The organism is Streptomyces sp. NPDC059875 (assembly GCF_042731085.1).
Lineage (GTDB): Bacteria > Actinomycetota > Actinomycetes > Streptomycetales > Streptomycetaceae > Streptomyces.
On record NZ_JBHWJZ010000043.1, the window covers coordinates 12,058 to 38,271 of the forward strand.

The window sequence follows — 26,214 nt, forward strand, 5'->3', positions numbered from 1 at the left end:
TGTCTGGACCCCCTGATTCGCGGTTGCGCACACTGCGGCGCCACCCTACCGGGGACGGGCACCGGTAGCTGCAAGTAGGATCGCCGTCTCATGGGGGAGGCCGTCGCTCACGGGGGCGCCGGTGCGGAACTCCCGCACGAAGTCCGCCCGTAACGAGGGATTGATGCGCCGGTGAGCCAGATCGTCGTCAAACGCCCGCCGAGGTCCCTTCCTCCGGAAGTACCCAGTGAGGAACTGGTCCTGGAGTCCCCGCCCGAACTGCCGCGCGGGCAGCAGGAGGGCATGCTGATGCAGCTCCTGCCGATGCTCGGCATGGGCTCCTCGGTGGTGTTCTTCTTCATGCCTGGTGCGCATCCGTTCATGCGCATCATGGGCATCCTGATGCTCGTGTCGACGCTCGCGATGGTCATCGCGCAGCTCGTGCGGTTCCGGAAGGGTACGCAGGGGCAAATTGCCGATGTCCGGCGCGACTATCTCAAATACCTCGCGCAGACCCGGCGTACGGTCCGGCGCACCGCGCGCAAGCAGCGGGACGCGCAGCTGTATCTGCACCCCTCCCCCGAGCAGTTGTGGTCGGTGGTGGCCGAGGGCTCGCGGGTGTGGGAACGCCGCGTGGGCGACAAGGACTTCGGGCAGGTACGGATCGGGCTCGGCGCCCAGCAGTTGGCGACGCCCCTGGTCGCGCCGGACACCGCTCCGGTGGACGAGCTGGAGCCGCTGTGCGCGGGTGCGATGCAGCAGTTCCTGGCCGTGCACGGCTCGTTGGACGGGCTGCCGATGGCGGTCTCGATGCGCGCCTTCTACCACGTGACGGTCTCCGGGGAGCCGGAGGCGGCGCACGCCGCGGCGCGGGGCATGGTCTCCCAGTTGGTGACGCTGCACTCCCCCGACGATCTGATGCTGGTCGTGGTCTCGGCCCGGGGCGCGCAGGAGCGCTGGGACTGGACGAAGTGGCTGCCGCACACGCAGGTGGCGGGACAGGTCGACGGCGCGGGCACCAAGCGGCTGTTCGGCGACGACCTCGGCGAGCTGGAGTCGTTGATCCGCTCGCGGCTCGACGGCCGCCCGCGGTTCAGCCGCGACAACCAGCCGGTCATGGACCAGCCGCACGTGGTGGTCGTCCTCGACGGCGGGATGGTGCCTCCGGACTCGCTGTTCGCGGCCCCCGAGGGTCTGCAGGGCGTGACCATCGTCGAGGTGATCTCCGGTGAGCTCGACGAGCCGCGCGGTGGCCTGTCGGTGGTCGTACGGCCCGGGCGGCTGCGCCTGGAGTCGGGCGGCGGTTTCGCGTACGAGGGTGTGCCGGACGGGATCTCGCTGCCGGCCGCCGAGGCGCTGGCCCGGCAGCTCGCGCCGCTGCGGATGGGCGGCGGGGACGACGACGAACCGCTGCTCGCCAACCTGGACTTCACGGATCTGCTGAACCTGGGCGACGCCGCCTCGGTGGATGTGGCGCGGACCTGGCGGCCCCGGTCGGTGGCCGAGCGGCTGCGCGTGCCGATCGGTGTCGGCGAGGACGGCCAGCCGGTCATGCTGGACCTCAAGGAGGCGGCGCAGGAGGGCATGGGCCCGCACGGCCTGTGCGTGGGTGCGACCGGTTCCGGAAAGTCGGAGCTGCTGCGCACGCTCGTCCTCGGTCTCGCGGTGACGCACTCCTCGGAGACGCTGAACTTCGTGCTCGCGGACTTCAAGGGTGGTGCGACGTTCGCGGGCATGTCCCAGATGCCGCACGTCGCGGCCGTGATCACCAACCTCGCGGACGACCTCACGCTGGTCGACCGCATGGGCGACGCGATCCGCGGTGAGCTGCAGCGCCGTCAGGAGCTGCTGCGTTCGGCGGGCAACTACGCCAACATCCACGACTACGAGAAGGCGCGCGCGGCGGGTGCCCCGCTGGAGCCGCTGGCCTCGCTGGTCCTGGTCATCGACGAGTTCTCCGAACTGCTGACCGCGAAGCCGGACTTCATCGACATGTTCATCCAGATCGGCCGCATCGGTCGCTCGCTGGGTGTGCACCTCCTGCTGGCCTCGCAGCGGCTTGAGGAGGGCAAGCTCCGCGGCCTGGACACGTACCTGTCGTACCGGATCGGTCTGCGGACGTTCTCGGCGGCCGAGTCGCGTACGGCGATCGGTGTGCCGGACGCGTACCACCTGCCGTCGGTGCCGGGTTCGGGCTATCTGAAGTTCGGTACGGAGGAGATGACCCGGTTCAAGGCGGCGTACGTCTCCGGTACGTACCGGACGGGCGGGCCGCGGCTCGCGGCCGGGCAGCTGCCGATCGAGCGGCGGCCCGCGGTCTTCACGGCCTCGCCGGTGCCGGTGGTCTACGCGGCGCCCGACCCGGCGTATCTGACGGCGCAGCGCGAGGAGGAGGACGAGGCGCTCGCGGACACCGTTCTCGACGTGATCGTGCGCCGGCTGGAGGGGCAGGGCGTGCCCGCCCACCAGGTGTGGCTGCCGCCGCTTGACCAGGCGCCCTCGCTGGACCAACTGCTGCCGGGGCTCGCGCCGACCGCGGACCGCGGTCTGACGGCGACCGAGTACACCCGTCCCGGCGGTCTGACCGTGCCGCTCGGCCTGATCGACAAGCCCTTCGAGCAGCGGCGCGAGGTGCTGTACCGGGACTTCTCCGGTGCGGCGGGCCACATGATGGTGGTCGGCGGCCCGCAGTCCGGCAAGTCGACGCTGATGCGCACCCTGATCTCGGCGTTCGCGCTGACCCACACCCCGGCCGAAGTGCAGTTCTACGCGCTGGACTTCGGTGGTGGCGGCATGGTGTCGCTGGCCGATCTGCCGCATGTCGGCGGCGTCGCGTCCCGGCTGGACCCCGAGCGGGTGCGGCGGACGGTCGCGGAGGTGCTCGGCGTGCTGAACCGGCGCGAGGAGTTCTTCCGCTCCCACTCCATCGACTCGATCGCCACCTACCGGCGCAAGCGCGCCGCGGGTGAACTGCCGGGCGAGGCCTGGGGCGACGTGTTCCTGGTCATCGACGGCTGGGGCGGTTTCCGCAACGACTACGACATGCTGGAGCCGGTCGTCTCGGACATCGCGGCGCGCGGTCTGGGCTACGGCATCCACGTGGTCATCACGGCGGCCCGTTACATGGAGGTGCGGGCCGCGCTGAAGGACCAGATGCTGGGACGCCTCGAGCTGCGGCTCGGCGATGTCATGGACTCCGAGTTCGACCGCAAGGTCGCGGCGAACGTCCCGCCGGGTGTGCCCGGCCGTGGTCAGGTGCCGGAGAAGCTGCACTTCATGGGTGCGTTGCCGCGGATCGACGGGTCGAGCTCGGCGGTGGACCTGTCCGAAGGCACGACCGCGTTCGTACAGGCCGTGAAGAGCAGCTGGGCGGGCGCGCCCGCTCCGGCGGTGCGGCTGCTGCCGCGCCGGCTGCCGGCGGAGCAGCTGCCGAAGGGCTTCGAGTACCCGCAGCACGGCATCGCGATCGGTATCGACGAGACGAACCTGGAGCCGGTGTTCGTCGACTTCGAGACGGACCCGTTCTTCCTGATCTTCGGCGAGAGCGAGTCCGGCAAGACGGGACTGCTGCGGCTGATCGCCAAGCAGTTGTGCGAGCGGTACACCCCGGAGCAGGCGCGGATCGTGGTCGGCGACTACCGGCGCACGATGCTGGAGGCGGTCGCGCCCTCGCACCTGCTCGAGTACGCGCCGATGGCGTCCGCCATGCAGATGCACATGGACGCCATCAACACGGTGATGACGAAGCGGGCGCCGAAGCCCGACATCACCCCGCAGCAGCTGCGGGACCGCAGCTGGTGGACGGGCCCGCAGCTGTACGTCCTGGTGGACGACTACGAGCTGGTGGCGACGAACTCGGGCAACCCGCTTCAGGTGTTGGTGGAGAACCTGCCCTTCGCGCGGGACGTGGGCATCCGCTTCATCATCGCGCGGAGCGCCGCGGGCGCGTCGAGGGGTTCGTACGAGCCCTTCATGCAGCGCGCCAAGGAGCTGGGCGCCCAGGGCGTCGTGCTCTCCGGCGACCCGAGCGAGGGCGACATCCTCGGCAGCGTCCGTGCCCGCCCGATGCCTCCGGGTCGGGGCACGTTCGTCTCCCGCAAGCGGGGCAACCCGCTGGTGCAGCTGGGCTGGCTGCCGGAACAGCACTAGGGGACGCCTGAGAGCCCTGGACGGACGCAGTGAGCGAGAGGCTGCTGGGCAGCCGGGACGACGCCATCGCCGTGCGCGGCACGGAGCGGGTGCGGTGCACCTTGCGGTGGTGGATCGACGATGCGCTGCCCCTGCCGTACGGCGTCGAGGCGGCCGGCCCGTGGGGGTCCGCGCCGGCTCGGGGCCGGGATCTGTCCGGGGCGCTCCGGGACGTCCGGCTCCGGCTGGAGGGCAGTGGCTGACTGCTGGCCGTCAACGGGGCCCGGGCCGGGGTGCGGCAGAGCGGGAGGCCCCAGCCGCAGCCGCAGCCTCGGCAGAGGGTGGAGCGGCCCGTGCCGGCCATCACCGAGGAGCTGGGGGCTCAGGCGCGGTGAGCGCCGGGCACGTGGCCGGCGACGGTGTACCTGCCGGACGAGGGCGCGGACATCGCCGTCCACACGGACGCCGACGGCCGGTTCGTCCCGGTGCTCACCCCCCGACCACGCCCCGGCGAACGTGCCGCGCCTGCGCCCCGTCAATGGCGCGGAGTTGGCCCGGCTGCCCCCGCCCGATCTGGCGCTCGAGCTCAACCCCGGTGGCCGGGTCTCCGTGCGGGTGCCCGTCTCCGACGTACGGGCCGCGGCCGACCGGCTCGGCCACTAGGCTGATCCACACGCTTGATCACAGCACGAGGCTCGTTCACAGCACAGATAAGGATCGCGCCGATGGCCGACGCCAGTGAGAAGGAACGACAGAAGGAAGAGCTCTACGCGCTCGACATCTCCGACGTCGAGTGGCACGGCGCGCCCGGGACCAGTCCGGACGAGGAGCGGGTGGAGATCGCCCATCTGCCCGACGGGGCGGTGGCGATGCGGTCGTCGCTCGACAAGGAGACCGTGCTGCGGTACACGAAGGCCGAGTGGGACGCGTTCGTCCTGGGCGCGCGCGACGGCGAGTTCGATCTCCGCTAGGCGCTCGTCATACGCGTGAGGGGGTGGCCCGTTCGGAACGGGCCACCCCCTCACGCTTGTGCGCGTGGTCTCACATCATCATGCGGAACCGGGCCGCGTTGCCCTTGTCGGTGTCCTGGTAGCCGATCACGGACTCGTCGAGCAGCTGCGCGATGCGCTGCAGGTCCTGGTTGATGGCGGCCTGGTCCTTGGTGATGCGGGTCTGGCTCTCCTGGTACGCCTCCTTGGCCTCACCCTCCCAAGCGGAGGCGACGCGGTTGACGTCCCGCATGAGGTCGCTGAGCTTCTGGGAGAGCTGGGAGGCGGTGAGACGGACGTCGCCGGCCGCCTGCGTCACGGTGTCGTAATTGACGGCAGTGGTCATGTTCTTGACTCCTGGAGTGAGAGAGAGGTGGAGGAGAGGACGGGGCCTTCAGGCTCAGGCCATGCCGAGGATGGCGCTCTGGCCCTGGCTGGTGTCGTCCATCTTCCGGAAGCCGCGGATGCGGTCCTCCTCCTCGCGCGTGAAGCCGTCGGCGCTCATCCGCATGAACTCCTCGAGCTTGATGAGCTCGACGCGCATGTTCTTCAGACGCAGGTTCAGGTCACCCTGGACCCGGTCGAACTCCTTCTGTGCCGCGCCCTGCCATCCGGCCTGAATGCGGTCCACCACGCTGTTGAGCGAGGTGATACGCGCCTGGATCTCGTCGTGGAAGTCCTGGATCCGGCCGGCCAGCTTGGTCTGCTCGGCACTGGTTACGTTCAGGTTCGGATTCGACATCTTGCCCCTTCTTCCTTCGGTGGCGTCTCGACGGTCCCTGCCGTCGGGCCTTCCGGTTGTGATGCGGACGGGAATCTCTTGATGCCGCCCCCGTGCAGGGTCACTTCACTGCCGTGCCCCCGACAGTCACTCTAGCCAGTTGGTACGACAGTTCCAACTGCAAAGGACCGAACTGGTACATGACTGTTTCGGTTCATCGGGCCGCCCCGTGGCGGCGGCGGCTGTCCCGGATCACGGTGGCCGTGCCGGCGACCACCGCCACCAGCACACCACCGATCCCCAGAGCGTAGGTGGCGAGCCGTTCGGTGCGCTCCTGCGGCGTCTCCGTGATCGCCAGATGGGCGGCCTCGGGAGCCGGCGGCTTGGGCGGTCCGGGGTCCTCGGTCGGCGCCGTGGGCTGCGGTTCGGGCCCGTCGGCGAGCGCCTTGACCGGGTCGACGACTCCCCAACCGACGTGGTTGTCCCGTCCGTTGACGGACCGTACGGCGGTCTGCTCGATCCGGGCCACGATCTGGGCGGCGGACCACTTGGGGTGCTTGGCGCGCAGCAGGGCGGCGACACCGGAGACGTACGGGGCGGAGAAGCTGGTGCCGTTGTCGACGCACTGGCCGCCGCCGGGGACGGTGGAGACCATGTCGACGCCGGGCGCCGCGATGCCCACGAAGGTGCCGGACTGGGAGAACACGGCTCGTTCGTTGTTACGGTCGGAGGAGGCGACGGCGAGCACCCCGGGGAAGGCCGCGGGGTACGTGTTCTTGAGTTTGCCGTCCATGCCGTCGTTGCCGGCGGAGGCGACGACGACGATGTCCTTCTCCAGGGCCCGGGCCACCGCCTTGGCCATCGTGGAGTCGGCCCTCAGCGGCTGGGTGGTGTCCTGCGAGATGTTGATGACATGGGCGCCCTTGGCGACGGCGTGGTCGATCGCCTGGGCCATCGTGTCGGACTTGCCGCTGTTCTTTTCGTCGTTCTGCCGGATCGGGATGATCGTCGCCTCGGGGGCGAGCCCGACGAAGCCGGTGCCGGAGCGGGGGCGCGCGGCGATGATGCCGGCGACCTTGGTGCCGTGGCCGACCTCGTCGACCGTGCCGTCGGTCTTGCCGCGCTTCTCGTCGCCGGGGCCGGGGTTGTCCTTGTCGGGCTTCAGGTAGTCCTTGCCCGCCTTGGCGTCCACCGCGGTCTTCAGCTGCGGGTTGACGTCGTCGACGCCCGTGTCGATGACCGCGACGCGGATGCCCTTGCCCTTGGTGTCCTGCCAGAGTTCGTCGAGCAGGACCCGCTGGAGCGACCAGGGGATGCCCTCGATCTGTTTCTTCATCGGGAACGTGCACTCGCCGCTGCCGTCGAGGCGGACGTCGCGCGGCTCCGCGACCGCGGGCTGTGCGGCGAGGAGCCCCGTGAGGGCCGTGGCGGTGAGCAGGGCCGCTGTTCGGTACGTCACCACTGCCACCCCCTTACGAACCCTGCGGCTGACGCGCGCTGTTGGTGTCGAGCCTCGGCCCCTTGGACAGGAACTCCGACCACGTCATCGGGACGAGGCTCGGCGTGACCTTCTCGTAGCCGAGACGGGTCTGTGCCTCGCTCGGTTCCGGGCGGCCGTCGGTCTGCTTGTCCTGGTCGCCGGTGCCGATGTCGGAGCGGTCCGCGTCGCTGTCGCCGTTCGCCTGGACCGCGTAGCGCAGTCCGGTGTCGGTGACGAGGAAGAGCGAGCCGTCGGGCTTGGTCTGGTTGCCCTCGACCTGGGTGTAGAGCAGTCCGCTGCCCGGGGTGACGTACGTGCTGGTGCCGCCGGCGGTGATCTCGGCCGGGTACTTCGTACCGGCCCATGTGGTCAGCGTCGTACGGCCCTTGTCGTCGACCTTGTTGAGCACGCTGCACACGGTGTCCCGGGCGCCCTCGCCGGTCGTCGAGTTGACCTGCTCGGACTTGCGGGTCGGCCAGCGGTACTGCGCGCCGAAGGTGGCGGAGTCCGGGGTGAAGGAGGCCGCGTCGACGGCGGTCGCCTTGCCGTCCATGTCGAGGGCGTCGGTCTGCGGCGAGTTGATGAGCAGCCAGGCCGTGAACTCCGAGACCGGCTGGACCTTGCCGGGCAGGACCACGTAGTGCTGCGGTCCGGAGCCGGTCTGGCCCAGCAGGACCATGCCGACCCGGTCCTCGGTCTGGCTGAGGTTGCCGCCGCCGATGCCGGCCGGGTCGCCGACCTTGCCGGGGATCTGCGGGAACGCGATGGGGCTGCCGGTGTGCAGGGTGGCCAGCCAGTCGTCCGTGACCTGCTGGGGCTCCTTGTTGAGGCCGACGAGGGCCGTGGTGAGTCCGGCGGACTCGGCGGGGTCGCCGGGCACCAGGTACTTCGTACCGGTGTGGTCGACGAGATAGCGGGCGCGGTCCTTCTGTCCCTGGACGTACATGATCTGTCCGTCCTTGAGCTGTCCGCTGCCCTCGGTGCGCCCGAAGTCCCGCTGGGCGAAGACGAACGTGGCCTTCTGGACGCTGGCTCCCTTGCCGCCGCCCGGCTGCTCGCACACGGCCCAGCGCTTGGCGGCGCCCGCCTCGTTCGCGTTGGGGAGCCGGTCGGGCGCGTACGGGATGCCGAGGATCGGGCCGCGCGGCGGATTGCCCGCGTCGAGCAGCTTGTCGTCGACCTGGATGACCGAGAACTCCTGGGGTGTGAGCAGGAGTCGCGCCGAGGCGAGGTTGAGGACGGGGTGGAGCAGGGTCTTCTTGTCCTTGCCCTTCCCGGTGGTGAGCACGACGTAGCGGGTCGTCGACTGCTTGCCGACGATCACCTTCGTGCCGGGCGCGTCCCAGCCCTTGGGGGCCTTGGGGCTGAACATGCCCCAGGCCCCGAAGCCGGCGAGCACCAGCGCGCCGACGATCAGACCGGGGACGACCGCGCGCAGCGGCTTCGGCGCCCCCTCCTCCGTCCCCGAGGGCGAAGGTTGGAGGAATGCGGCCACCGTGCGCTTCTTCGCAAAGGTGTACGCGTTGAGCTCATCCCGCCGTGATGCCATGAGTCCCCATTTTCGTCAGGCGCAGTCTTCACCGACGAGTCCGGGGGGCATGGCACCCGGGCTCCGGCTGTCGGACCGGCCCCCTACTATGCCTGCTGTCCGGTGGTGCTTGTGGGGCGGGTAGGGTGAACGGGCCGCCAAAGCCCTGGCAGGCCAGGGTGATCGGGACGAATTGGGGGGATTCTCCATGATGGCATCCGCGACGCGGACGCGGCCCGCAGCGGCCGCACCCTCCTCCGCGCCTCCGGCGCACTCCTCGGCGGGCGCGCCTTCGGCCGTCTCGCCCCGACTTCAGGCACGTCCGGGACACTTCGGATCGTTCCGATTGCAACAGCTCGTACTGATTGAGGTAGCGGCGGCGCTGCTGCTCGTGGCCTGGGTCATCGAGCCGATGCTGCTGGTCCCGGCCGGTGTCGTCGCGGTCGCGCTGGTCCTGCTCGCGGTGGTGCGCAGGCACCGCCGCTCGATGCCGGAGTGGCTCGCCACGTACCTCGCCCTGCGCACCCGTGCGCGCCGGGCCGCCTCGCTCGCCGTCCCGGAGGGCACGGAGCCGGGACTGGCGCCGCTCGTGGAGTGCGATCCGGCGCTGCGCACCTACGCGTACAGCGACCGGGACCGCCGGCCGGTCGGGATGGTCGGCGACGGCACGTTCCTCACCGCGCTGGTGCGGGTCGAGTCGGAGGCCACGGCGCTCCGTCCGGACCGCGCGGCACGGCCGCTGCCGGTCGCGCTCGTCCGGGACGTCCTGCACGTGGACGGCATCCGGCTGGAGTCCGCGCAGATCGTGCAGCACACGCAGCCGGCGCCCGCTCCGCATCTGCCGGAGCAGTCGATGGCCAAGCGGAACTACGCGCCGCTGCAGGCGCAGACGGGTTCGCCGGCGCTGCGGATCACCTGGGTGGCGCTGAAGCTCGACCCGGAGCTGTGCCCGGAGGCGGTCGCGGCGCGCGGGGGTGGCCTGGAGGGCGCGCAGAAGTGTGTGGTGCGGGCTGCGGACCAGTTGGCGAGCCGGCTGGCCGGTGCCGGGTTCAAGGCGACCGTGCTCACCGAGCAGGAGCTGATCGCCGCGCTGGCGACGTCGACGTGCGCGAGCCCGATGGCGATCGCGCAGGCGGGTCGTGGCCAGGCGCAGGCGCGGCGGACCCAGGAGACGGCGCGGACCTGGCGGGTCGACGACCGTCGCCACACCACGTATTGGGTGGGGCGCTGGCCGCAGCTGGGTGGCGCCGGTGGCACGGGTGCCTCGATGCCGCAGCTGATCGCGCTGCTGACCTCGCTCCCGGCGCTGGCGACGACGTTCAGTCTGACGCTGAGCGGCGGTGACCGTCAGGAGGTGACGGTCGCCGGCCACGTACGGATCACCGGTCGCAGCGACGAGGAGCTCGTGGCGGCGCGGCACGAACTGGAGCGTGCGGCGCGTGGCGTGAAGACGGGTCTGGTGCGGCTCGACCGCGAACAGGTGCCGGGAATGCTGGCTTCTCTGCCGCTCGGGGGTGCGCGCTGATGTCCTTCTCCACTTCGCCTTCTTCTTCGCCTTCTTCGCCTTCCTATTCACCTGCTGCCGCGGGCCAAGGTGCCGGTCCCGGCGCCGCCGGCGGTGGCGGCCGGCACGGTGGGTCCCGCCGGGGTACGGGGCGGGGCGCACGGCCCCGGTTCGGCTTCGGGCTCGTCGGACCGCGCCGCGACCGGCACTCGGTACCGCTGGAGCAGCTCGGCGCGCTCGGTCTTCCGGTCGGTGACGACGGCATGGTCATCGGCGTGGACGCCGAGGGCCGGCCGGCCGTCCTCGGCATCAACCGCCCCACTCCGTACGACGTGACGCTGATCGGCGGTCTGTGGACGGCGCAGGTCATGGCGTTGCGCGCGGCCGCGACCGGGGCCCGGGTGGCCGTGGAGACCGGCCGGGCGCAGGCGTGGACGGCGCTCGCGCAGGCCGCGGGAGGTGGCCAGCCGTGCATCACGCTGCACGACGTCGGCCGCGTTCCGCCGCAGGGCGCGTCGGCCGGCAGCCCGGTGGTCGTGGTGCGGGACTGCGGGATGCGTCCGCCGCGCGGCCGGGTCGTGTCGGGCCCCTGGCAGTCGGTGGTGACGCTGCTGCCGTACCTGAGTCCGGTGGCGCCGCGTCTTCTGGAGAAGTCCTCGCTGGTCGGCGTACAGCGGGTGTCTCCCGACGAGGCCGCGCAGATCGGCCGGATCATGGGGGTACCGCGTGCGGAGTCGGAGGCGTTGTCGACGCTCGCCGACGGTGTGACCCTGTGGTGCACGCCGAGCGACCGGCAGTTCGTGATGACGCAGGCGACGGACGCCGAGACCGGATTGTTGGGCAGCGCGCGCCGGATGGACTGACGGCGCGACGATTTCCCATCCCGTCCATTTATGTACGGATTTGGATCGCCACGTGATCACCTGAGGTTCACTCTGCGGTGCGGGTAGGTCACTTGGGGGCGAGACGTGACCTACGGGGACAGCCGTGCGCGGGCAGTCGGGCCTGCCCGGCGGACACGGTTGGCGTTTAGGGTGGGTAGGGCCCGCCCACGACAGCACAAGGGTGCGCGACCACACCAGGAGGCAAAGTGAACGGCGATCGGGACGAGATCCACGGGGGTTGGAATCCGCCCGCCGATGATCAGTCCGACGCGGATCCCGCCGAGATGACGGGTGAGTTCACCATCGACTACACCCCTCCGGCCTGGTACACGCAGAACGCGTCGGGATCGGCCGGTTCGGGGGACGCCGGAGGATCCGGCGGCGTGACCCCGCCGCCGCCGACCGGTGCGCCCGTCGCCGTCCCGGGACTTCCGGCGGGCAGCGGTTTCGAACCCGGCTGGGCGCCTCCGGCGCCGGTCCCGCCGGCGCCCGCGCAGTCGGCGCCCGTCGCGCCCGCACCCGCTCCGACGGCGCCGCCCGCGCCCGTCGCGCCCCCCGTGCCCGCTGACGGCGGGTCGTTCGGGGGCGGCGATCTGGAGAGCGGCGCGACCATGCGCTTCTCCCCCGCCGCGCTGAAGCGCGAGATGGCGGAGATCTCCGAGCGCGCGGCGGCGGCGGAGACCGCCCGCGGCGAGGAGCCCGGCGCGGGCTCGACCGGACTTCCGACGGCCGGTCAGGTCGGTCCGGGTGCGGACGGCACGCCGCTCGTTCCCTCGGTGGGCGACGGCGCGACGGGTCCCGGTGCCGGTGGAGCCGCCGAGCAGTCGGCGCCGACCGACGCCTCCGGCCAGGCCTCGCCGACCACCCCGGGCACGACTTCCTCTTCCTCCTTCGACACCCACGGCGCTCCCGCCGCACCGGGGCAGACCCCCGCCGGGGGTGGCGCACCCGAGCTGCCCGGGGCCACGGACGCGGGCACCGCCGGTGTTCCTGCTCAGGAGCTCCCGTCGGCGGACCCGGAAGGCTCCGCACCGGACGCCGCGAGTGGGCCGGAGCAGTCTCCGGCGGACGCGGCCACGGCCACCGCGCCTGGCGCACCGGACGCGGCCGTCGACACCGCCACGAGCACGGCGCCGGAGGGCGGCGAGGCGCCCGGCGCCCCGGGCCTGACGGCGGACGAGACCTCCGAGCCGGGTTCCCCCGCCACCAGCGACCGCGCCGCGGGCGCGCTGCCCGCGGCCGAAGGAACGCCCGCCGCCCTCGCGCTGCCGGCCGCCGGAGCGCCCGAGGCCACCGCTCCCGCCGACGAGCCCCGGGACGGGGTTCCCGCCGCGCTGCCGCCCGCCCTGCCGGCGGCTCCCGAGCCGTGGAGCCCGGGCGCGCCGCCGAGCGGTGCCGGACTGCCGCCGCTGCCGCCGTCGTTCCAGCCCGCGGCTCCCGCCGCGGCGCCGCAGTGGCCCGCGGGCGACCAGCCGGTTCCGCCGGCCGCCCCGCTGCCGGCCGCCGGCTCCTGGCCGGCCCCGTCGAACCCGAACGCCCAGGCTCCCGTGCCGCCGCAGGGCGCCTCGGGCGGCTACGGCTTCCCTCAGCCCGGTCAGCCCCTGCCCGCGCCCGTCCCCCCGCAGGGCCAGGGCGCGTACGGGTTCCCGAACCCGGCCGTGCAGCCGCCGGCGCCCGACGCCAACGCCCCGGCCCCGCAGGGTGGTTACGGCTTCCCGCACCCGGGAGCCCAGCCCGCACCGCAGGCACCGCAGACGCCCGACGCCAACACCCCCGCCCCGCAAGGCGGTTACGGCTTCCCGCACCCCGGCGCCCAGCCCGCACCACAGGCACCGCAAGGGCCCGACGCCAACACCCCCGCCCCTCAAGGCGGTTACGGCTTCCCGCACCCGGGAGCCCCGGCCACGCCGCCCGCCCCGCAGGGCGGGTACGGCTTCCCGCACCCCGGCGCCCAGCCCGCGCCGCAGCACCCGCAGGTGCCCGGGCAGGTGCACCCGGACCACCAGGTGCCGCCCCACCAGGCTCCCGTACCCCCGCAGGCCGGACAGCAGCCGCAGCACCCGCAGGCGCCGCAGCCGCCGGTCGATCCGCGGACCGGTGCCGCGTGGCCCACTCCGGTCACGCATGACCAGCGCGAGCGTTCCGTGCCGGGCGCCCCGCTCGGGTACAACGCGGCCGTCGAGCTCTCGTCCGACCGTCTGCTGCGCAACAGCAAGCAGAAGGCCAAGTCCAGCCGGAACCCCGGCGCCTCCGCCCGCTTCAAGCTCGGCGGCAAGAAGGAGGAGGCCGAGCGGCAGCGCAAGCTCGACCTGATCCGTACGCCGGTCCTGTCCTGCTACCGGATCGCCGTCATCTCCCTCAAGGGCGGCGTCGGCAAGACCACGACGACCACCGCGCTGGGCGCGACCCTGGCCACCGAGCGGCAGGACAAGATCCTGGCGATCGACGCCAACCCGGACGCCGGCACGCTCGGCCGCCGGGTGCGGCGCGAGACCGGGGCCACCATCCGCGACCTCGTGCAGGCGATCCCGTACCTCCACTCGTACATGGACATCCGGCGCTTCACCTCGCAGGCGCCCTCCGGTCTGGAGATCATCGCCAACGACGTGGACCCGGCCGTCTCCACGACGTTCAACGACGAGGACTACCGGCGGGCGATCGACGTCCTGGGCAAGCAGTACCCGATCATCCTGACCGACTCCGGTACGGGTCTGCTCTACAGCGCGATGCGCGGGGTGCTCGACCTCGCCGACCAGCTGATCATCATCTCCACCCCGTCCGTGGACGGTGCCTCCAGCGCGTCCACGACGCTCGACTGGCTCTCCGCGCACGGCTACGCGGAGTTGGTGCAGCGCTCGATCACGGTCATCTCGGGGGTCCGCGAGACCGGAAAGATGATCAAGGTCGACGACATCGTGCAGCACTTCCAGACCCGCTGCCGCGGCGTCGTGGTCGTGCCGTTCGACGAGCACCTGTCGGCGGGCGCCGAGGTCGACCTCGACATGATGCGGCCGAAGACGCGCGAGGCGTACTTCAACCTGTCGGCGATGGTCGCCGAGGACTTCGCCCGGGCGCAGCAGGCGCAGGGACTGTGGACCGGTGACGGCCAGGGCGGCCTCCCGCCGAACATGGCCCCGCCGATGCCCGGCCAGCCCGGTCAGCCCGGTCAGCCGATGCCGGGTCAGCCGTACGGGGGTCAGCCGGCGCCCGGTCAGCCGTACGCTCCCCAGGCCCCGCAGCCGGGACAGCCGTACGGAGGCCAGCCGGGCCAGCAGCCGTACCCGCAGGCCCAGCCCCAGCCGTACCCGCCGCAGCAGCAGCCCTACCCGCAGCAGCCCGGTCAGCCCGGCATGCCCCAGGGCTGGCAGCAGCCTCCGCAGTCGCCCCCGCAGGCACCGCCAGCCCCTCAACAGTAAGGCGTCAGAGGAATAGACCAATGAGGCTCCGCACCGGCTCTCCGGTGCGGAGCCTCTTGGCATTCCCCCAGCCCACAAGGGGTTTGAGTCATCGTTGACGCCGCTCCGCCACCGCTGATAAACCTTCGCTTCACCAGTTGGCGCCCCAAGATCCACGACGCGAGGTCACGTCCCATGGTCATGGTCACGAAGGTTCCACCCCGCCCGGCCGCCCCACGCAGACTCCTCCGACTCCTCCTCGCCGCCGGCGTCACCGCCGCCACCCTGGCGGTTCCGACGGCCGCTCAGGCGGCGCCGTCCGCCGAGGGGGACGGCAAGGCCGGCGGCTCCACCCTCACCGTCGCCGTCTCGCAGAGCATCGACTCGCTGAGCCCCTTCCTCGCCCAGAAGCTCACCTCGACCAGCATCCACCGGCTGGCCTACGAGTACCTGACGAACTACGACGCGAAGGACGCCAAGCCGATCCCGGGCCTTGCGACCGAGTGGAAGTCCTCCCCCGACAAGCTGACGTGGACGTACACGATCCGCAAGGACTCGAAGTGGTCCGACGGGAAGCCCGCCACGGCCGAGGACGCCGCCTGGACCTTCAACAAGATGATGACGGACGAGAACGCCGCCACCGCGAACGGCAGCTTCACGTCCAACTTCAAGACGGTCACCGCGCCCGACCCCCAGACGCTCGTCATCGAGCTGAAGAAGCCCCAGGCCACGATGACGGCGCTGGACGTGCCGATCGTGCCCAAGCACGTCTGGGAGAAGGTCGGCGACTTCTCGAAGTTCAACAACGACCAGCAGTTCCCGATCGTCGGCAACGGTCCGTTCGTCATCACGGACTTCAAGGTCGACCAGTACATCAAGCTGAAGCCCAACAAGAGCTTCTGGCGCGGCGCGCCCAAGTTCGACGAGCTGGTCTTCAAGTACTACAAGGACGGTGACGCGGCCGTCGCGGCGCTGCAGAAGGGCGAGGTGTCCTTCGTACCGAACCTGACGCCCGCTCAGGCAGCCGCACTGAAGTCCGCGAAGAACATCAAGGTCAACGACGCTCCCGGCCGGCGCTTCTTCGCCCTGGCCACCAACCCGGGCGCCCGCTCCAAGGACGGCAAGACCTTCGGCAACGGACACCCGGCGCTGCTCGACCCGGCCGTCCGCAAGGCGCTCTTCCTCGCCGTGGACCGGACCACGATCGTCGACAAGGTCTTCCAGGGCCACGCGGTCGAGGGCGAGGGATACATCCCGCCGCGCTTCGGCTCGTACTTCTGGAAGCCGGCCGCCGAGCAGAAGCTGGCCTACGACCCCGCCAAGGCCGAGCAGCTCCTCGAGCAGGCCGGATACAAGAAGAACGGCGAGGGCAAGCGGGTCGGCAAGGACGGCAAGCCGCTGGAGTTCCGGATCCTGTGTCACGCCACCGACCCGAACGACAAGGCGATCGGCAAGTACCTCCAGGAGTGGTGGGGCAAGCTCGGCATCGGACTGAAGGTCGAGTGCCTGGACAACGTCGGCGACCCGTGGACGAAGGGCGACTACGACCTCGCCTTCGACGGCTGGTCGGTCAACCCGGACCCGGACTACGTCCTGTCGATCCACACCTGCGGCACCCTGCCGGCGACCCCGAAGGACACCGGCGCCACCGACAACTTCATCTGCGACCAGCAGTTCGACACGCTGTACGCGCAGCAGTCGGTGGAGTACGACGCCGCCAAGCGGGCGGATCTGGTCAAGCAGATGCAGTCCAGGCTGTACGACACGGGGTACATGAACATCATGGCCTACCCGAACGCCCTCGAGGCGTACCGCACGGACCAGATCAAGTCGATCACCACGATGCCGGAGGCCGCCGGCAACCTCTGGGGCCAGGACGGCTACTGGAGCTGGTGGTCGGCCGTGCCCACCGCCTCCTCCGCGGAGTCCGGCTCCAACGGCGGATCGTCCACCGGGGTGATCGTCGGCATCGGCGCCGCCGTGGTCGTCGTGGTCGGCATCGGCGTCCTCCTCGGCATGAAGCGCCGCTCCACCGCCGACGACCGCGAGTAGTCCGTGACGACAGCAAGCACCCCCGCCGACGTGGCACGGACCGACAAGGTCCGCGCCACGGACGGCGGCGGCTCCCGCACCGGTACGACCCTCCAGTACCTCCGCTACGTGGCGGGCAAGCTCGGCGGCGCCGCCGTCTCGCTGCTCGCCGTGCTCGTCACCAGCTTCTTCCTCTTCCGGATCATCCCGGGCGACCCGGTCAAGGCGATGACGCACGGGGTGCCGACCTCGGCCGAGCAGCTGGCGACCCTGCGCCGGCAGTTCGGGCTCGATCTGCCGCTCTGGCAGCAGTTCACCGACTACTGCGCCAAGGCGCTGAGCGGCGATCTCGGCACCTCGTACCAGTTCCACGCCCCGGTCGGCGACCTCATCGCGCAGAAGCTGCCGGCCACGCTGCTGCTCACCGGCGTCGCCGTGATGATCTACTCGGCGCTCGGGCTGTGGCTCGGCACCCGCTCCGCCTGGAACCACGGAGGCCTCGGCGACAAGCTCAACACCGGCGTCGCGCTGACCCTGTGGTCCGTGCCCTCGTTCTGGCTCGGCCTGCTCCTGATCATCGTCTTCTCGGTCGGCATCGGACCGATCCCGGGGCTCTTCCCGACGGGCGGCATGGAGTCGGGTGCGGGCGAGACCGGCTTCGCGTACGTCCTCGACGTCGCGCACCACATGGTGCTGCCGGTCCTCACCCTGGTCGCCGTCGGCTACGCGCAGACCCTGCTGGTGATGCGCTCCTCGCTGCTCGACGAGATGGGCAGCGACTATCTGACGACCGCGCGGGCCAAGGGGCTCCGCGACGACAACGTACGGCGCCGGCACGCCGTGCCGAACGCGCTGCTGCCGACCGTGACCATGGTCTTCATCAATCTGGGCCATGTGGCGGCCGGTTCGATCCTGGTGGAGACGGTGTTCTCCTGGCCGGGGCTCGGCGGGCTCTTCTACCAGGCGCTGAGCGTGCCCGATCTGCCGCTCGTCCAGGGCCTGTTCGTCGTCTTCGCCGGCGCGATGATCGTGATGAACCTGATCGCCGACCTGCTCTATCCGCTGCTCGACCCCCGGGTGGGCCGATGACCTCCTCGTCACTCTCGTCTCTCGCATGGGAACGCCGGCGCGGCACGGTGTCCCGCTTCTGGAAGCAGTACCGGACCCATCGCGCCGGTCTCTACGGTCTGGCCGGGCTCGCCCTGATCGCGCTGCTCGCGCTCGCCGCCCCGCTGATCGTCGGCGCCGACGTGCAGTCGGTGACCAACGCACCGGGCACGGCCCTGGAGTCCCCGAGCGCCGAATTCCCGCTCGGGACCGACCAGTTCGGGCGCTCGCTGCTCGGCCTGCTGCTCTGGGGAGCCAGGATCTCGCTGCTCGTCGGCCTGCTCGCGGCGGCGCTCTCGGTGGCCATCGGCACGCTCGTCGGCATCATCGCGGGCCACTACGGCGGATGGTTCTCGACGGTCGTCATGCGGATCACCGACTGGTTCCTGGTGATGCCGACGCTGGTCCTCGCGATCGTCCTCGCGACCGTGCTGTCCCGCTCGATGTGGACGGTGATCCTGGCGATCGGCGTCACCAGTTGGCCGACGACCGCCCGGCTGGTGCGGGCCCAGACGATCGCGGTGGAGTCCCGTCCGTACATCGAACGGGCCACCGCGCTGGGCGGCGGGCACGGGCACATCATGAGCCGGCACGTGCTGCCCAACGTGATGCCGCTGGTGCTCGCCCAGACGACGCTCGGCATCTCCACCGCGATCCTCACCGAGGCGACCCTCGCCTTCCTCGGCCTCGGCGATCCGACGGTGGTGTCCTGGGGCGGCATGCTCCAGGACGCGCGGGAGGCGGGCGCGGTCTCGTCCGGCCACTGGTGGTACCTCGCCCCGCCCGGGATCGCGATCGCGCTCGTCGCGCTCGCCTTCACGCTGTGCGGGCGGGCGGTCGAGTCCGTACTGAACCCGAAGCTGGGGGTGGGGCGATGAGCCTGCTCGAGGTACGGAACCTCAGCGTGACGTACGGGTCGGGGGCGGCGGCCGTCCCTGCCGTACGAGGGGTCGATCTCACCCTGGCCGCCGGGCAGAAGCTCGGGGTCGCGGGCGAGTCGGGGTGCGGGAAGTCGACGATGGCGCTGGCGCTGCTGCGACTGCTGCCGCCGTCCGCCCGGCTGACCGGGCAGATCCTGCTCGACGGCGAGGACGTCCTCACCATGAAGTGGGGACGGCTGCGGGCCGTGCGCTGGGCGGGGGCGTCGATCGTCTTCCAGGGCGCGATGCACTCGCTGAACGCGGTGCACCGGATCGGCGACCAGATCGCCGAGCCGCTGCTCGTGCACGGGCGTTCCACGCCGGCGGCGGCGCGCAAGCGGGTCGGGGAGCTCCTGGAGCACGTGGGTCTGCCGGCGGCGCGGGCGGCGGCCTACCCGCACGAGCTGTCGGGTGGGCAGCGTCAGCGGGTGATGATCGCGATGGCGCTCGCCTGCGATCCACGGCTGATCGTGGCCGACGAGCCGACGACGGCGCTGGACGTGATGATCCAGGCGCAGATCCTGCGGCTGATCGAGCGTCTGGTGGCCGACGACGAGATCAGTCTGCTGATGATCAGCCACGACCTGGCGGTCCTCGCCGACACCTGCGACCGGCTCGCGGTGATGTACGCCGGGCGGGTGGTGGAGGAGGGCCCCGCGCGGGCCGTGTACGACGCGGCGGAGCACCCGTACGGGCGGGCGCTGTCGTCGGCCTTCCCGAGGATCGGCGACCCGGCGTCCCGGCGGGCGCCACGCGGACTCCCGGGCGACCCGCCGGACCCGGCGGATCTACCGGGCGGCTGCGCGTTCCACCCGCGCTGCCCGGTGGCGGTGGAGGAGTGCGGCGACCAGGACCAGGAACTGCGGGATGCGGGCGCGGGGCGCCGGGCGGCCTGCGTACATGTGGGGAGTGGCTCGTGAATCCCTTGACGCCGGACGCCGTGCCGTCGGGCGGCTCGTCGCCGGACGGCGCGGCTGCGGAGGCGGTCGTGTCGGAGACGGTTGCGGCGGAGACCGTCACGGCGAAGGCGCACGCGGAGACCGTCACGGCCAAGGCCGGGCTGCCGGAGGCCGGGGCGTCGAGTCCTTCGGTGTCGGCGCCTTCGCCGTCGGCCGAGGCGCTTCCGGACGCCGAGCCGTCCGGCGCGTCCTCCGGACCGCTGCTGTCGGCGACCGGGCTGCACGTCACCTTTCCCGGGCGGCGGGGCGCACCGGCTGCGCGCGCGGTGGACGGGGTCGACCTGGACATCGGCGCGGGCGAGATCGTGGCACTGGTCGGCGAGTCGGGGTGCGGCAAGACGACGCTGGCGCGGTCGCTGCTCGGTCTCGTGCCGCCCACGTCCGGAACCGTCACCTTCGCCGGGGCCCCGCTGTCGTACAGCTCCCGTGCCCTCAAGGCGTACCGGAAGCGGGCCCAGCTGGTCCTCCAGGACCCCAGCGGCTCGCTGAACCCGCGCCACACGGTGTACGACGCCGTGGCCGAGGGGCTGCGGATCCACGGCTACGAAGGGGACGAGCGGGCCGCCGTCGCGGAGGCCCTCTCGCGGGCCGGTCTCCGCCCGCCCGAGCGCTTCTTCCTGCGCTACCCGCACGAGCTGTCCGGCGGGCAGCGTCAGCGGGTCGTCATCGCGGGCGCGCTGGTCCTCCAGCCCGAGCTGATCGTCGCGGACGAGCCGGTGGCCTCGCTGGACGCGTCCGTACGGGGCGAGATCCTGGCGCTGCTGCTGCGTCTGCGCGACGAACTGGGGCTGTCGGCGCTGGTCGTGACGCACGACCTGGGTCTCGCGTGGAACATCGCGGACCGGGTGGCGGTGATGTACCTCGGGCGGATCGTGGAGACCGGCACGGTGGAGTCCGTACTGACCTCACCTCAGCACCCGTACACCCGGGCGCTGTTGTCCGTCCTGCCGGAGTCCGAAGGCGAGCCGGTGGTGCTGACCGGCGAGCCACCGGACCCGACTCGCATCCCGTCCGGGTGTCGCTTCCACGCCCGCTGCCAGGTGCTCGCGTCCGGGGAGGCGGCCGCTGTCGCGGACCGCTGCCGGGGCGAGGACCTACCGGTGCTGGGTGGCAGCGGGGCGCGGGACGTCGCGTGCCACTGGGTGAGCAGCTGCGCGGAGGTCACGAGCTGCCGCTGACCGCCGGGCCGCCCCGGGGCCGGCCGGGCACCCGGGGTCAGCTCTTCCGGTCGTACGCCTCGGTCAGTTCGCGGCAGCGCTTCACGTCCCCGGCCATCGCTTCCAGCAGATCGTCCAGGGTGTCGAACTTCAGCATCCCGCGGACGTACGCCAGGAAGTCGACGGCCACGTGCAGGCCGTACAGGTCGAGCCCCTCGCGGTCGATCGCGTACGCCTCGACGGTCCGCTCGGTGCCGTCGAACTGGGGGTTGGTGCCGACCGAGATCGCGGCCGGCATCCGCTCCCCCGCCGCCGTCAGCCAGCCGGCGTACACGCCGTCGGCCGGGATGGCGGTGTGCGGGAGGGTCTCCACGTTGGCGGTCGGGAAGCCGAGCTCACGGCCCCGCTGGGCGCCGCGGACGACGATGCCCTCGACGCGGTGCGGACGGCCGAGGATCTCGGCGGCGCCCTCCATGTCGCCCTCGGCGACCAGTCGGCGGGTGAGCGTGGAGGAGAACGGCTCCCCGCCGCCCGCCGTGCCGCTCACGAAGAGGTCGACGACCTCGACCTCGTAGTCGTAGGTCGCGCCCAGCTCGGCCAGGAAGTCGACGTTGCCGGCGGCCCGGTGCCCGAAGCGGAAGTTCGGGCCCTCGATGACGGCCTTCGCGTGCAGCTTGTCGACGAGGACCTTCACGATGAAGTCCGCCGGGGAGAGCTGCGAGAACTCGGCCGTGAAGGGAAGGACCAGCACCGCATCCACGCCCAGCTTCGCCATCAGCTCCGCGCGCCGGTGGTGCGGGGCGAGCAGGGGCGGGTGGCTGCCGGGCCGCACGACCTCGGAGGGGTGCGGGTCGAAGGTGACGACGACGGACGGGACGCGCAGCTCACGGGCGCGCTCCACCGCCCGCCCGATGATCAGCTGGTGCCCGCGGTGCACACCGTCGTAGGAGCCGATGGTGACGACGCTGCGCCCCCAGTCCTGGGGGATGTCCTCCAAGCCACGCCAGCGCTGCACTGTGACCGCTCCTCGTCCGCATGTTCGCCGATTACGCAGGTCTAAGACTGCCATGCCCACGGCCGTCGCTTCGCATCGGCATGGAACTGCCGAGGCTCAGAACCGTACGGCGCGTGCCGGCGCCGACGACGGCGGCCCATTCCTCCGGGGCCGCCGTCAGCCAGCCGGTCAGCTGGGCGGCGAAGGCGGGGACTTCGCGGGCGAGCTCGACGAGCCGCCGGTCCAGGCAGGTGGCGCCCTCAGGGGTGCGGACCAGGAGGAGGCCGGCGCGGTGGACGAGGTCGCGGGTACGGACCTCGGTGCGCCGCTCGCAGCCCAGGGCGGCGGCGCGCAACAGGGCGTCGAGGACGGCCAGGTCCCGGGCGTCGTAGCGCTCGTGGTCGAGGAGTATGTCAAGAAGCTCGGTGCGCAGGAGGCGGGAGGCACCGGTGCCGGGCGCGGCGAGTACGGGGGCCAGGGCGCGGCGGACCTGTACCGGGCGGCCGCGGAGCAGGCCGGTGACGAGCGGGAAGAGGATCGCGCGGGCGGCCGGGCCGTGCTCGAGGCGGCGGTCGACGAAGGCGGCGGCGTGTTCCGCGCCGTCGGGGTGGCGGTCGACGTACTCGCGCACCAGGGCGGCGGCCCGGCGGGCGAGGGCGGGGGTGGTGACCTCGGCGAGCGCCCGGAGCGCGTCGCCCGCGGCTTGCCCCGGCCCGTGCAGCCGGGCCTGGAAGGCGGCGAGGACCGGTTCGGGGTGGGTGGCGAGCGCGGTGGCGAGCGCGCCGGCGGGGACGCGGGGGTCGACCAGGGCGCGGGGCAGGTGGCGGGCGCGGGTGTGCGGGTCGCGGACGAGGAGGCCGAGGGCTTCGCCGTGCAGGGCGGCGTCGCCGGGGCGGGCGAGCAGGGCGAGGGCCGTGTACCGGAGGAGTTCGCGGTCGGGGCCGGTCGTGACGTGCTCGGCGACCAGGCTCCCGTACGCGGCGGCGGCGGCCCGGCGTGCCGGCCGCCCGTCGTCGTGCGCCCACCGGTCGACGGCCCGGCAGACGGCGGACGGCTCGTCCTCGGCGAGCGCGGTGAGGAGCCCGTCGGCGAGCGGATGGGCGGTGGCGACGAGCGCCTCGCAGAGGTCGTCGACGGCGAGGTTCCGATGGGTGTGCAGGAGCGCCTGCGCGGCGGTGGCGACGGTGGCGTACGGCGCGGCGGCCAGCGCCCGCCCGTCGCCGAACCAGCGACACAGCAGCGGCTGTACGCCCCGGGGCTCGGCGACGAGCCGCCCGGCGACGGCGTCGAGGAACCGGGGCGCCGCGTCGCCCCCGGGCGCGGCGTCGGCGGGCACGAGCCGCCGCAACAGATCCACCCGCTCGTCCTCCCCGATGCGCAGCGCTTCCCAGAAGGACAGCCCGAAGACACCGAACGCTCCGAGCGCGGGGCGGGGAGCCGCGTGCGGGGTGGGAACCAGGGGGTCCGGCCCATCGAAGGCCGCGGAGGGCTGCGGGCCGGGAGCCGTCCCCACGCCCTGGGCGGGAACCGAGTCCGGGGCCGCACCGACGGCTCGGTCGGACCCGCCGCGCTCGGGCGACCGCCCGAAGGGGACAGGGGCCCATGGCTCGGGCACGCCGCCGGGGTACGACCCGGCATCGGTGCCGGGCCGGTGCGTTGGACCCGCCGGGGCCGTGGAGGAGTCGATGCCGGGTGGCGGAGCCGTCCGCTGTCGGGGCCAGGGGGCTGGCCGGGGGTCGGGGGCTGCGCCGTGGCGCTCCGGCGGTGTGGGCGAAGACCCGGCCCCGTGGGCGGCCGCGGTGGTCGGTGGTGCCGGTCTGGCGCCGATGTGGTCGGCGAGGTGGCGGAGGACCGGGAGGTACGGCTTCGGGTCCGGGAGGCTCAGCAGGGTCTGGGACAGGAGTCGGGAGCCCCACCAGGCGGCGTCGGCCGAGTCGTCGCTCGCGTCGGACAACCGGTCGAGGGCCTCGGTCAGTGCCCTGAGCCGCCGCTGGAGCGCGGCGGGGCCCTGTTCGCGGTCCAGGAGGAGCAGGGCCTGGACGACGGGGCCGATCCGGTGGCGCGGTACGGGGAGCGAGCGCGGGGGCTCCTCGCCGGTGCCGTGCGCGCCGGGTGGCGGGGGCACGTGACCGGTCGGCATCGCGCGCGGCGTACCGGGGCGGGACGGGAGCCGGACCGGGGCGCCCTCGTGCCAGCGGTGGACCAGCGCGTGCAGGGCGCCGTCGACGTCCAGGTGGGCGCCCTGGATCCAGTCGGCGAGCTCCTCGTGGCCGAAGCGGTAGCCGGCCCCGGCGGGAACGACGAGCCCCTCCGTGAGGACGGCGGAGGCCCAGCCGGTCCGCCACGGGAAGATCTCCTCGAAGGACTCGCGGTCCAGTTCCCCCTGCCCGGGCCCGAGGCACCGCCGGGCGGCCTCGTGGACCTGCCCGGCGACCCGCGCCGCGAGCCGGCGTACGGCGGTGCCCCGCGGCAGGGGTCGGGACCCGGCGGCGATCCGTACCGCGACCCGCAGACACATCAGGTCCAGGTAGGCACCGAAGATCTCCTCCCGCCCGGGACGTCCGGGCACCCCGCGGGGCATTGCCTCGCGCACCTCGGCGAGCAGCCGGAGCGCGAGCGGGTGCCGTGCGTCGTCGCCCTCCAGCTCGGCGGCACGGAGCCCGTACCGCCCCTGGGCGAGCTCGGCTTCCCCAAGGGTGAGTTCCCCGAGCAGGACGGCGCCGGGCATGCCGGCCACCCGCCCGGTCGGAATCCCCGGTGCGGGCACCTGCTGACGAGGGACCGCGACGCCCGGCCAGGCACCTGGCACCGCCCTGGCACCTCCCGCCGCGCCGGGCGAAGCGGATCCGGCGGAATGATCAGCACCGGGCAACCGGCCTCCGGCCGCGCCGGGGCCATCACCGGAGCCGCCACCCGAGCCGCCCGCGGCCCTCGCTCCGGACACCGCGCCCGGCCCCTCACCCCCCGCCCCTCCGTGCAGGGACCCCGGGGCGTAAAGGCCGCTCGCCTGTTCCCAGTGTTCCGGGCGGCAGCCGAGCATCAGGCGGGCACCGTGACTGCGCAGCCAGGTCTCCGTGCCCGTCGTCCAGGCGGCGAGGCGGTGGGCCAGGAACGGGGGCATCTCCTCCGGGCCGTCGAGGATCACGAGCAGGGGGCGGCCCGCCTCGCGGGCGAGCGCGGCCGCCCGTTCCGGGGTGGCGGAGGTCGCGTCGCCGCGCGCGCCGGTCGCCGCGACGATCCGGCCGGCCTGGCGCAGGACGCGGGCGACGGCTTCGGCGACCGAGGTGTCCTCGGCCCGCAGGTCCGCTCCGCGCAGCCAGACGGTGGGGGCGGGCTCGGCGCCCCGGGCGCGGCGGGCGCAGTGGGCCGCGAGCGCGGTGGTCCGGCCGGTACCGGGGGCGCCGACGAGTGCGAGGACCAGCGCCTCGCCCGCGGCGAAGACGGCGAACTCCCGGACGCACACGGCCCGTTCGACGGGCTCGGCCCATGCCTTCGGGCCGCCCGCGGAGCCGGTGGACGTGGCGGTGAGTTCCAGGACACCCGCCAGATTGAGGTCCCGTCCGTAACAGGGCACGGTGGCGCCGTTCCGCCGCAGCAACGCGGCCAGCGGCTCGATGGACCGCGCGTGCGCCAGGGACACCGCGTACCCGGCCGCGTCGCGGTGGTCGCCGGTCAGCGCGGTCCCGAGGACGCCGACCACGGCTCCGGTCGCCGGGTCCACGACGGGGCCGCCCGCGGCCCGCCCGCCCAGGCGCAGCGCCTCCGCACCCTCCGTGCCGATGGCGAGCTCCAGGGCATGGCCGAGGATGTGGAAGCGGTCGGTCGCGGTGTACGTGACGGACGCGCCGCCGAGGACCCGCGCCTCCCGCCAGCCGTGCGCGGCGACCCGTACGTACGTCCCGGCCTCGATCTCGGTCCGGGCCGAGAGCGGCAGCGGACGGACGCCGAGCCCCTCGGTCCGTACGAGCGCGAGACCGGCCTCCGGCAGGGCCGTGATGGCGTCGGCCTCCGCGAGCCACATGCGCTCGTCGGGGGCGTGCAGCACGATCCGTACGAGCCCGTCGACGGCCTCGTGGCTGGTGACGACCGTCCCCCGATCGTCGGCGACGAAGCCCGTGCCGCGTGGCCGGCCCGCCAGATCGCAGATCCGTACCAGCGTCGCCAGGTCCCCGCGTCCCATGGTGTCGACGGTAGGTCGCCGGTGATCACTCCGAGAAGCACACCGGACGAAAGCGCCCCCCAGCGCTCCCCCGATTCACTCCGAGCGCCTGCCCGAAGGGGTGAATGAGTGGTTCGGAGTGGATAGACACTCCCCGGAGGGGGATCGTGGGGGGGGGGCCCCCCCCGGGCCCCGCCCCCACACAAACCCTAACGGGGCCGGGGGGGCGGAAGCCGACAACGCCCCGCGCCATTGCGGGGCCCGAAAGTGCGACAACCA

At 72.7% G+C, this 26,214-nt stretch carries 18 protein-coding genes; 12 read left to right on the forward strand and 6 right to left on the reverse strand.

The features are described 5' to 3' along the window. The first annotated feature begins 171 nt into the window (after nucleotides 1–171). From eccCa to ACFV9D_RS34215, 4 genes are all read left to right on the forward strand, one after another. The gene (eccCa, locus tag ACFV9D_RS34200) at nucleotides 172–4,128 is read left to right on the forward strand and encodes a type VII secretion protein EccCa (RefSeq protein ID WP_385155222.1); all 3,957 of its coding nucleotides are present in this window, start codon (nucleotides 172–174) and stop codon (nucleotides 4,126–4,128) included. A gap of 29 nt (nucleotides 4,129–4,157) precedes the next feature. Further along, nucleotides 4,158–4,370: a hypothetical protein gene (locus tag ACFV9D_RS34205; protein ID WP_385155225.1), complete on the forward strand. Its 213-nt coding sequence runs from the start codon at nucleotides 4,158–4,160 to the stop codon at nucleotides 4,368–4,370. Between the two features lie 253 nt (nucleotides 4,371–4,623). Continuing rightward, on the forward strand, nucleotides 4,624–4,770 hold the full coding sequence (locus tag ACFV9D_RS34210) for a hypothetical protein (RefSeq protein ID WP_385155228.1): 147 nt from the start codon (nucleotides 4,624–4,626) through the stop codon (nucleotides 4,768–4,770). 62 nt (nucleotides 4,771–4,832) lie between these two features. Beyond that, on the forward strand, nucleotides 4,833–5,078 hold the full coding sequence (locus tag ACFV9D_RS34215) for a DUF397 domain-containing protein (RefSeq protein WP_385155231.1): 246 nt from the start codon (nucleotides 4,833–4,835) through the stop codon (nucleotides 5,076–5,078). 70 nt (nucleotides 5,079–5,148) lie between these two features. Here the strand turns inward: ACFV9D_RS34215 and ACFV9D_RS34220 are convergent, their stop codons facing one another. From ACFV9D_RS34220 to eccB, 4 genes are all read right to left on the reverse strand, one after another. Next, nucleotides 5,149–5,442 (reverse strand): WXG100 family type VII secretion target, encoded by a 294-nt coding sequence (locus tag ACFV9D_RS34220; protein ID WP_385155234.1) that lies wholly within the window; start codon nucleotides 5,440–5,442, stop codon nucleotides 5,149–5,151. A gap of 54 nt (nucleotides 5,443–5,496) precedes the next feature. Then, nucleotides 5,497–5,838, reverse strand: a complete 342-nt coding sequence (locus ACFV9D_RS34225) for a WXG100 family type VII secretion target (protein WP_385155237.1) — start codon at nucleotides 5,836–5,838, stop codon at nucleotides 5,497–5,499. A gap of 193 nt (nucleotides 5,839–6,031) precedes the next feature. Further along, on the reverse strand, nucleotides 6,032–7,276 hold the full coding sequence (mycP, locus tag ACFV9D_RS34230) for a type VII secretion-associated serine protease mycosin (RefSeq protein WP_385155241.1): 1,245 nt from the start codon (nucleotides 7,274–7,276) through the stop codon (nucleotides 6,032–6,034). A 13-nt stretch (nucleotides 7,277–7,289) separates the two neighbouring features. Continuing rightward, nucleotides 7,290–8,846: a type VII secretion protein EccB gene (eccB, locus tag ACFV9D_RS34235; protein WP_385155243.1), complete on the reverse strand. Its 1,557-nt coding sequence runs from the start codon at nucleotides 8,844–8,846 to the stop codon at nucleotides 7,290–7,292. 190 nt (nucleotides 8,847–9,036) lie between these two features. On the opposite strand from eccB, the gene eccE reads away from it, so the two are divergent. The 8 genes from eccE to ACFV9D_RS34275 all read left to right on the forward strand — a co-directional run bounded on the left by eccE (nucleotide 9,037) and on the right by ACFV9D_RS34275 (nucleotide 20,803). Beyond that, nucleotides 9,037–10,350 (forward strand): type VII secretion protein EccE, encoded by a 1,314-nt coding sequence (gene eccE, locus ACFV9D_RS34240; protein WP_385155327.1) that lies wholly within the window; start codon nucleotides 9,037–9,039, stop codon nucleotides 10,348–10,350. Next, a complete protein-coding gene (locus tag ACFV9D_RS34245) occupies nucleotides 10,350–11,192 on the forward strand; it encodes a hypothetical protein (protein ID WP_385155246.1) in 843 nt (280 codons plus the stop codon). The genes eccE and ACFV9D_RS34245 overlap by 1 nt, the downstream gene beginning before the upstream one ends. Nucleotides 11,193–11,419: 227 nt before the next feature. Then, entirely contained in the window at nucleotides 11,420–14,629 is a 3,210-nt protein-coding gene (locus tag ACFV9D_RS34250; RefSeq protein ID WP_385155249.1) for an SCO5717 family growth-regulating ATPase, read from the forward strand. A 180-nt stretch (nucleotides 14,630–14,809) separates the two neighbouring features. Continuing rightward, a complete protein-coding gene (locus tag ACFV9D_RS34255) occupies nucleotides 14,810–16,660 on the forward strand; it encodes an ABC transporter substrate-binding protein (protein ID WP_385155330.1) in 1,851 nt (616 codons plus the stop codon). A 3-nt stretch (nucleotides 16,661–16,663) separates the two neighbouring features. Continuing rightward, nucleotides 16,664–17,728, forward strand: coding sequence for an ABC transporter permease (locus ACFV9D_RS34260; protein ID WP_385155254.1), 1,065 nt, complete (start codon nucleotides 16,664–16,666; stop codon nucleotides 17,726–17,728). Further along, the gene (locus ACFV9D_RS34265) at nucleotides 17,725–18,624 is read left to right on the forward strand and encodes an ABC transporter permease (RefSeq protein ID WP_385155258.1); all 900 of its coding nucleotides are present in this window, start codon (nucleotides 17,725–17,727) and stop codon (nucleotides 18,622–18,624) included. Before ACFV9D_RS34260 ends, ACFV9D_RS34265 begins: the two co-directional genes overlap by 4 nt. After that, entirely contained in the window at nucleotides 18,621–19,586 is a 966-nt protein-coding gene (locus tag ACFV9D_RS34270; protein WP_385155261.1) for an ABC transporter ATP-binding protein, read from the forward strand. The genes ACFV9D_RS34265 and ACFV9D_RS34270 overlap by 4 nt, the downstream gene beginning before the upstream one ends. Before the next feature lie 170 nt (nucleotides 19,587–19,756). Continuing rightward, entirely contained in the window at nucleotides 19,757–20,803 is a 1,047-nt protein-coding gene (locus tag ACFV9D_RS34275) for an ABC transporter ATP-binding protein (RefSeq protein WP_385155333.1), read from the forward strand. Nucleotides 20,804–20,840: 37 nt separating this feature from the next. Here the strand turns inward: ACFV9D_RS34275 and ACFV9D_RS34280 are convergent, their stop codons facing one another. Then, on the reverse strand, nucleotides 20,841–21,797 hold the full coding sequence (locus ACFV9D_RS34280) for a bifunctional riboflavin kinase/FAD synthetase (protein WP_385155264.1): 957 nt from the start codon (nucleotides 21,795–21,797) through the stop codon (nucleotides 20,841–20,843). 31 nt (nucleotides 21,798–21,828) lie between these two features. Then, complete coding sequence (locus ACFV9D_RS34285; RefSeq protein ID WP_385155267.1) at nucleotides 21,829–25,956, reverse strand: trypsin-like peptidase domain-containing protein; 4,128 nt, start codon at nucleotides 25,954–25,956, stop codon at nucleotides 21,829–21,831. Nucleotides 25,957–26,214 lie beyond the last annotated feature (258 nt).